The sequence below is a fragment of the Aliivibrio sp. S10_S31 genome (assembly GCF_014694495.1).
GTDB lineage: Bacteria > Pseudomonadota > Gammaproteobacteria > Enterobacterales > Vibrionaceae > Aliivibrio > Aliivibrio fischeri.
This window is the reverse complement of the sequence record NZ_JAAUWR010000038.1, coordinates 1-6,251: the sequence shown is the minus strand read 5'-3', so window position 1 is coordinate 6,251 and position 6,251 is coordinate 1. Positions and strand designations below refer to the sequence as shown.

Annotated in this window: 6 protein-coding genes, 5 tRNA genes and 1 rRNA gene; 9 read left to right on the top strand and 3 right to left on the bottom strand. The window is 36.2% G+C overall.

All coding sequences use genetic code 11. The features are described from left to right. The first annotated feature begins 8 nt into the window (after positions 1 to 8). Positions 9 to 124, top strand: a 5S ribosomal RNA gene (rrf, locus tag HC728_RS19130). Between the two features lie 81 nt (positions 125 to 205). Beyond that, a tRNA-Asp gene (locus tag HC728_RS19125) sits at positions 206 to 282 on the top strand. Positions 283 to 595: 313 nt separating this feature from the next. Here HC728_RS19125 and pssA read toward each other — a convergent pair. Then, positions 596 to 1,948: a CDP-diacylglycerol--serine O-phosphatidyltransferase gene (gene pssA, locus HC728_RS19120; protein ID WP_190395923.1), complete on the bottom strand. Its 1,353-nt coding sequence runs from the start codon at positions 1,946 to 1,948 to the stop codon at positions 596 to 598. A 72-nt stretch (positions 1,949 to 2,020) separates the two neighbouring features. Then, on the bottom strand, positions 2,021 to 2,452 hold the full coding sequence (locus HC728_RS19115; RefSeq protein ID WP_190395922.1) for a GNAT family N-acetyltransferase: 432 nt from the start codon (positions 2,450 to 2,452) through the stop codon (positions 2,021 to 2,023). Between the two features lie 71 nt (positions 2,453 to 2,523). Between HC728_RS19115 and murB the strand changes: the two genes are divergently transcribed. Both murB and birA read left to right on the top strand, forming a co-directional pair. Then, on the top strand, positions 2,524 to 3,573 hold the full coding sequence (gene murB / locus HC728_RS19110; RefSeq protein ID WP_190395921.1) for a UDP-N-acetylmuramate dehydrogenase: 1,050 nt from the start codon (positions 2,524 to 2,526) through the stop codon (positions 3,571 to 3,573). Beyond that, positions 3,557 to 4,513, top strand: coding sequence for a bifunctional biotin--[acetyl-CoA-carboxylase] ligase/biotin operon repressor BirA (gene birA, locus HC728_RS19105; RefSeq protein ID WP_190395920.1), 957 nt, complete (start codon positions 3,557 to 3,559; stop codon positions 4,511 to 4,513). Before murB ends, birA begins: the two co-directional genes overlap by 17 nt. A gap of 3 nt (positions 4,514 to 4,516) precedes the next feature. Here birA and coaA read toward each other — a convergent pair whose 3' ends face one another. After that, positions 4,517 to 5,440 (bottom strand): type I pantothenate kinase, encoded by a 924-nt coding sequence (coaA, locus tag HC728_RS19100; protein ID WP_063646508.1) that lies wholly within the window; start codon positions 5,438 to 5,440, stop codon positions 4,517 to 4,519. A 193-nt stretch (positions 5,441 to 5,633) separates the two neighbouring features. Here coaA and HC728_RS19095 point away from each other — a divergent pair. The 5 genes from HC728_RS19095 to HC728_RS19075 form a co-directional block, all read left to right on the top strand. Then, a tRNA-Thr gene (locus tag HC728_RS19095) sits at positions 5,634 to 5,709 on the top strand. Between the two features lie 34 nt (positions 5,710 to 5,743). Further along, positions 5,744 to 5,827: transfer RNA gene (locus HC728_RS19090), tRNA-Tyr, on the top strand. Positions 5,828 to 5,862: 35 nt separating this feature from the next. Then, a tRNA-Gly gene (locus HC728_RS19085) sits at positions 5,863 to 5,937 on the top strand. A 12-nt stretch (positions 5,938 to 5,949) separates the two neighbouring features. After that, positions 5,950 to 6,025 (top strand) — tRNA-Thr (locus tag HC728_RS19080). A 98-nt stretch (positions 6,026 to 6,123) separates the two neighbouring features. Then, on the top strand, positions 6,124 to 6,251 hold a 128-nt coding region (locus HC728_RS19075), incomplete at its 3' end, for a GTP-binding protein (RefSeq protein ID WP_238933831.1).

Genomic DNA, 6,251 nt, shown 5'->3' with positions numbered 1-6,251 from the left:
AGAATTTGCTTGGCGACCATAGCATTATGGACCCACCTGATCCCATGCCGAACTCAGAAGTGAAACGTAATAGCGCCGATGGTAGTGTGGGGTTTCCCCATGTGAGAGTAGGACATCGCCAGGCTTTCAATTTATTTTTACTTTTTTAAAAAGTGAAGACAAAAGTGTTATGAACACTTGTCAGCGACGACAAGTAGTCCACTGCGGAGTGGTAGTTCAGTTGGTTAGAATACCGGCCTGTCACGCCGGGGGTCGCGGGTTCGAGTCCCGTCCACTCCGCCACTATACTAAGAAGCCCTAATCGAAAGATTAGGGCTTTTTTACGTTTGTAGAAAACAGAATGAGATAAACAGAGCGAAGCGGTAATTCCGCTGGTGAGGCTTTCTATTAGAGGGCTTAGCGGTTTGTTAGGTCGGGGGATGTGTTGCTCTTAAACTTGATAAAATGTAGCTAAATATAGTTACTTATGTTGAGATAATAAATGATGGAGAGTTTAGGACGTGTAATTTTAGATGAATAAATAGAGGCGGGGCTTTTTGTACAGCTTAAATATTAAAATGGGTATGCACAGGATTAATGCATACCCAAAGCCAAATTATAGAATTTGATTTAATATATGATCAGCTTTAATTCGCTTAATTCTTTTGATTAATTTTTTTACTTCAATAGGGTAACTATCAAGCTTATCTACTTGCTTATATGAACCAATTAATTGCGTGTGCTCTAATATGACATCTAGCTCAGCTTGCTTCGTACCTACAAGTAACTGTTCAGGGTCTTGCAATAATAGTCCATTTTCAAGATCTAGTTTCCATGCTCTTGGGTTTAGATTACTACCTGTAATTAGTGTGTATTCTTTATCTACCCACATACCTTTTAAATGAAAACTATTGTTCTCATGTTTCCATAGGTTAAGAGATAATTGTCTGCTAGCAATGTAAGTTTCATTGGCTTTAGCAAAGTTTCTTAGGTTTATCTCATATAGGTATGGTAATCCTGCAATAGTTTTGAATTCTTCTTCAGGTGAAATGTAGAAATCATTCGCAGTTTTGTCACCGACAATAACTGTTACCTTAACTCCTCGTCGCAGTGCTTTTTTAAGTTCTTTTGCAATAGGTTTAGGAAAGTTGAAATAAGGAGTACAGATTGTAATTTCAGATGTGGCTGATGCTAAAAGAGTGCGAATATAATTATTTAATTTATTCCCTTTTCTTCCTAAGCCAACAAGAGGTGTTATACCAACTTCACCTTCTTTTCTTGTCTGAGACGTAAATTGGTAGTTTGCTAAACCGAGCTGCTTTCTTAACTCTTTAATTTCTGGCTTAAGGGATTTTGTATCAGGTCTATTTTGTTGTGATAAACAATTTACAGCAGGACTAGCAATCAATGTTTTCTTAATAAATGAAACCATTGAATTAGCAAGAAGAGCATTATTTAAAACGTGGTATCTGTCGAAACGGTATTTATCTTTATGGGCAAGGTATACATCATTTAAGCTAGCGCCGCTATAAACAACGGTGTCGTCAAAGATAAAACCTTTTAGATGCAAAACGCCGAAAACTTCTTTATTTCTTACTGGAACACCAAGGACATTTATTGAATGCTCATATTTTTCAGAAAATTCTCGATATAACGCTGCGTTACCATCACTCTTTTCAGCACCGATAAGTCCTCTTTGAGCTCGATGCCAATCAACAAGAACATTAATGTCTAGTGTCGGATTTTTCTGTTTAGCTTCATACAGAGCGGTAAAGATTTCTCTACCAGCATCATCATTTTCTAAGTAAAGTGCAACTATATAAATGCGTTGTTGTGCATTTTCTATTTGTTTAAGAAGTTCATACCGAAAATCTGCAGCGGTGTGAAGAATCTTAATATTCTCAGGATTTTGAGACAACATTGGGAGCTTAGACAGCTGTTCTTTACCTTCTTGAGGTTTCAAATTCATAACCAATCATTAAATAATCAATATAAGGGGATAGATTTTAGCAAACTTAACGTGTATTGCCGAGAGTAATATCTAATTGTCAGTTTTTTTATAGACCAAGATATCCAATTCTTTTCCCGTGTTTGTATATCTATCATGCTTAGATTTGAGTACATAAGGAATATTCTTTTTATCTATATGCATGAAATTGCTTTTTAAATAAAACTGACTTAACTGAGGTTCACAAAAGCAGTAACAGTACTTTAATGATAAAAACTTATCTAACTTAAATAACAGTTGGCTTCCAAGACTCTCGCCTCTTCTTTCTTTGATTATCATCATTCCTGTTAAAAAATGACACTCTTCATAGGTCTTTATACGCATAGCCCCTAAGATTTTCTTATCCCCCTCTATTACTATTATTTCTTCTTTTCCCTTAGGCTTTCCTGACGGGTAGTTTTCCTTGTAGATTTTATGCAATAAAGGAAGGCGTAATTTGTCTAGATGAGAAACGGTAAGATTCATTAGCTCTGTTCTATATAGTTGTTATGTATTAAGTTAGAATGTACTTAATCTAATCAATTAAATACAGCACTATGCAGATTTTACTTAATAAAACACTTAAGCCTTATAATAGTTTTTCAGTTAACGAGAGTGCTGATTTAATCATTCAAGCTGATTCTATAGAGGATCTAATTGATATTTGGTCTGATAAAAAATACACAGACATGACAAAACTACCTTTAGGGCGAGGGAGTAATACCTTATTTTGTAATCACTTTAATGGTGTCGTTGTTCTTAATCGACTTTTCGGAAAATCAGTAACAGAAACGGATACTGATTATTTGCTGAAAATTTCTAGTGGAGAAGATTGGCCTGCATTAGTTGAGTGGTGTGTTGATAATGGATTCGCCGGCATTGAGAATCTAGCAATGATTCCAGGTTGTGCAGGCTCTGCTCCTATTCAAAATATCGGTGCTTATGGTCTTGAGCTAAAAGATATATGTGAGTCTGTTGAATATTTGGATCTTGAAACACTTCAAATTAAAACATTGAAGAATTCAGAATGTTTATTTGGTTATCGAGAATCTATTTTTAAGCACGAGCTCAAAGATCGTTGCATCATTACAGCGATAACACTTCGTTTAAATAAACAATGGCAGCCTGTTCTTGCTTATGGCCCATTGAGTGATTTACGAAATAGTAAAACCACACCTAAGAACGTATTTGATAAAATTTGTGAAATTCGAAGTAAAAAACTCCCTGATCCAAATGTGATTGGAAATGCAGGTAGTTTCTTTAAGAATCCTGTTATATCAGAAGATCACTATTTAGCCTTATGTGAAACTTACCCTAATTTACCTGCTTATGATGTCACTGAAGGGAAGAAAATAGCTGCTGGTTGGCTTATTGATAATGCTGGTTTAAAAGGTTTCAAAATTAATGGAGCCCAAGTACATCAAGAACAAGCGTTGGTGCTAATTAACACTGGTACAGCGACATCTGAAGATATTTTAGAGTTAGCAAATTATGTAAAAAACATTGTCTTAGATATGTATGATATTGAACTTGAACATGAAGTTAGATTTTATCTAAATGGTGAAGAATCTTTTTTATCGGAGCTCTTTGATGAAAGAATACACTAAAAAACTTGAGATCTTAAGATTGCTTAGTGATGGACACTTTCATTCAGGTGAAGAGCTAGGTGAACAACTTAATATCTCTCGAGCCGCAATAAGCAAACACATTAATGTGATTCAGAGTTGGGGACTTGAGATTTACAAAGTAAAAGGTAAAGGCTATTCACTCTCAACTTCTATTGAGTTATTACAACAAGAACTTGTTTCTCATAATAAGCTACCAAAACCTGAAGTTCTTGGCGTTGTTGATTCAACGAATCAGTATTTGCTAAATAATATGACTTCTCTTGAGTGCGGACAATCTTGTATAGCTGAATATCAATCTGCTGGACGAGGTCGAAGAGGGCGCTCATGGATATCTCCATTTGGTGGAAATATCTATTTGTCTCTCTATTGGAGGTTAGATGATGGTCTTGCTGCTACGATGGGTTTAAGTTTAGCTGTTGGTATTGCTGTTGTTGAAGCCCTGGAAAATTTAGGCTGTAGTGATCTTAAATTAAAGTGGCCTAATGATATTTATTGGAATAACAGAAAGCTAGGCGGTGTTCTTATTGAACTTTCAGCTCAATCAGGTGGTGCCGCCCATGTGGTCATAGGTATCGGAATTAATGTTGACCTTAGTGAAAGATTTACTTCTGAAATAGACCAACCTTGGGTTGATTTAAAAACAATTCTTGGCCAAAACCATATTAGAAATAAATTAGCGAATGCATTATTGGTTTCGCTTGAAGAAACGATGAAAGCGTTTGAATGTTTTGGCTTATCCCACTTTGTTGAAAGATGGAATAGATATGACAATTTTAAAGGCCAAGAAATTTCGCTTCAATTAGGAAATGGTACCGTTACAGGAGTTTGCAACGGTATTGATGCTCAAGGTGCACTGCTACTTATCAATGCTAATGGTCTAACGGCTTATAATGGTGGTGAAATATCTATAAAGAAATAATAGCTACTTTCTTATTGCCACTTGATTAATTGAATGGTTTTCACCTTTTGAAAGAATAAGACTAGCTCGATTCTTTGTTGGTAAGATGTTTTCCTCAAGGTTGAGGCCATTAATTGTATCCCAAATATGTTGAGCTTTTTTAATTGAGTCTGCGGTAGATAATTCTGTGTAGTGCGAAAAATAAGAACCATTTTCTTTAAAAGCACTTTCTCGTAATTTTAAAAAACGCTCAACATACCATTCTTTAAGTTGTTCTGGTGATGCGTCAACATATATAGAGAAGTTAAGAAAGTCTGAAACAAAACGGTGATGCTGATCATCAGGATAATCGTTACCATTTTGAAGTACATTTAAACCCTCAATGATTAAGATGTCAGGCGATTCAACAACTTTTCGCTCACCGGTTACGTTATAAGTCAGGTGTGAATATAAAGGTGCTGATACTGATTTTTTCCCCGACTTTACATCAGAAACAAAAGAAACCAAAGAGTGGGTGTCATAAGACTCTGGAAAGCCTTTTTTATGCATGATGTTCTTAGCTTTTAGAACTTCATTAGGATAAAGAAAACCATCTGTTGTCACCAGTTGAGTATCTAAGTGTGGTAATAACTGTTTGAGCAGAGTCTGAATGATTCTTGCTGTTGTACTTTTTCCTACTGCAACACTTCCTGCTATACCAATAATAAAAGGTGACTTTATATCTTGATGTGAAAGAAATTTTTCTAAAATAATATTTTTTTCGCGATGGCTATCAATATGTAATTGCAACAAGCGAATTAAAGGCAAATAAATTTCACTCACTTCATCAATGCTTATATTTTCATTGATGCCTCGTAAGCTCGTTAACTCTTTTTCTGTAAGTGTCATAGGCGTTGATTTTCTCAATTCAGCCCAATGCTCACGAGTAAATGTTAAATAAGAGTTCACATGACTTACCTAATGGATTAATGAATGTTGAACAATACAATAAGCCTCTTTAAGAAAAAAGCGGTCTTATTACTTTTTGGTTATGGATTTGATGAGATAGACAACTTTTTGAGTAAAAAAGCAAAAAAAAACGTTTTATTTGAATTTTCAGTTGCATGATATTTCTAGATTCACTAGAATGCGCACCAATTGTGCCGACTTAGCTCAGTAGGTAGAGCAACTGACTTGTAATCAGTAGGTCACCAGTTCGACTCCGGTAGTCGGCACCACTTTTACTTTTTTCGAAAGGTAGAAGTAAAATTTGGAGGGGTTCCCGAGTGGCCAAAGGGAGCAGACTGTAAATCTGCCGCGAAAGCTTCGATGGTTCGAATCCGTCCCCCTCCACCATATTTCAGGTTAAATAGCTCAATCGAGTTACGTGTGCGGGCATCGTATAATGGCTATTACCTCAGCCTTCCAAGCTGATGATGCGGGTTCGATTCCCGCTGCCCGCTCCATATCTTTTGTGCGCTGATATAGCTCAGTTGGTAGAGCGCACCCTTGGTAAGGGTGAGGTCCCCAGTTCAAATCTGGGTATTAGCACCAGATTGCCTATTTCTCCTTTTAAAAAATCATATATTCAATCTATATTTGGTTACGTGGTCATTCAAAGCCACTAATATCCGTACCTAGAGGGACTATCCATGTCTAAAGAAAAATTTGAACGTACGAAACCGCACGTAAACGTTGGTACTATCGGCCACGTTGACCACGGTAAAACAACTCTAACAGCTGCTATCTGTACTACACTTGCAAAAATCTACGGCGGTGT

Bases quoted from the DNA above. Each gene is read 5' to 3' on its own strand.
- pssA (WP_190395923.1), bottom strand. From the start codon at position 1,948: ATGAATTTGAAACCTCAAGAAGGTAAAGAACAGCTGTCTAAGCTCCCA.
- HC728_RS19115 (WP_190395922.1), bottom strand. From the start codon at position 2,452: ATGAATCTTACCGTTTCTCATCTAGACAAATTACGCCTTCCTTTATTG.
- murB (WP_190395921.1), top strand. From the start codon at position 2,524: ATGCAGATTTTACTTAATAAAACACTTAAGCCTTATAATAGTTTTTCA.
- birA (WP_190395920.1), top strand. From the start codon at position 3,557: ATGAAAGAATACACTAAAAAACTTGAGATCTTAAGATTGCTTAGTGAT.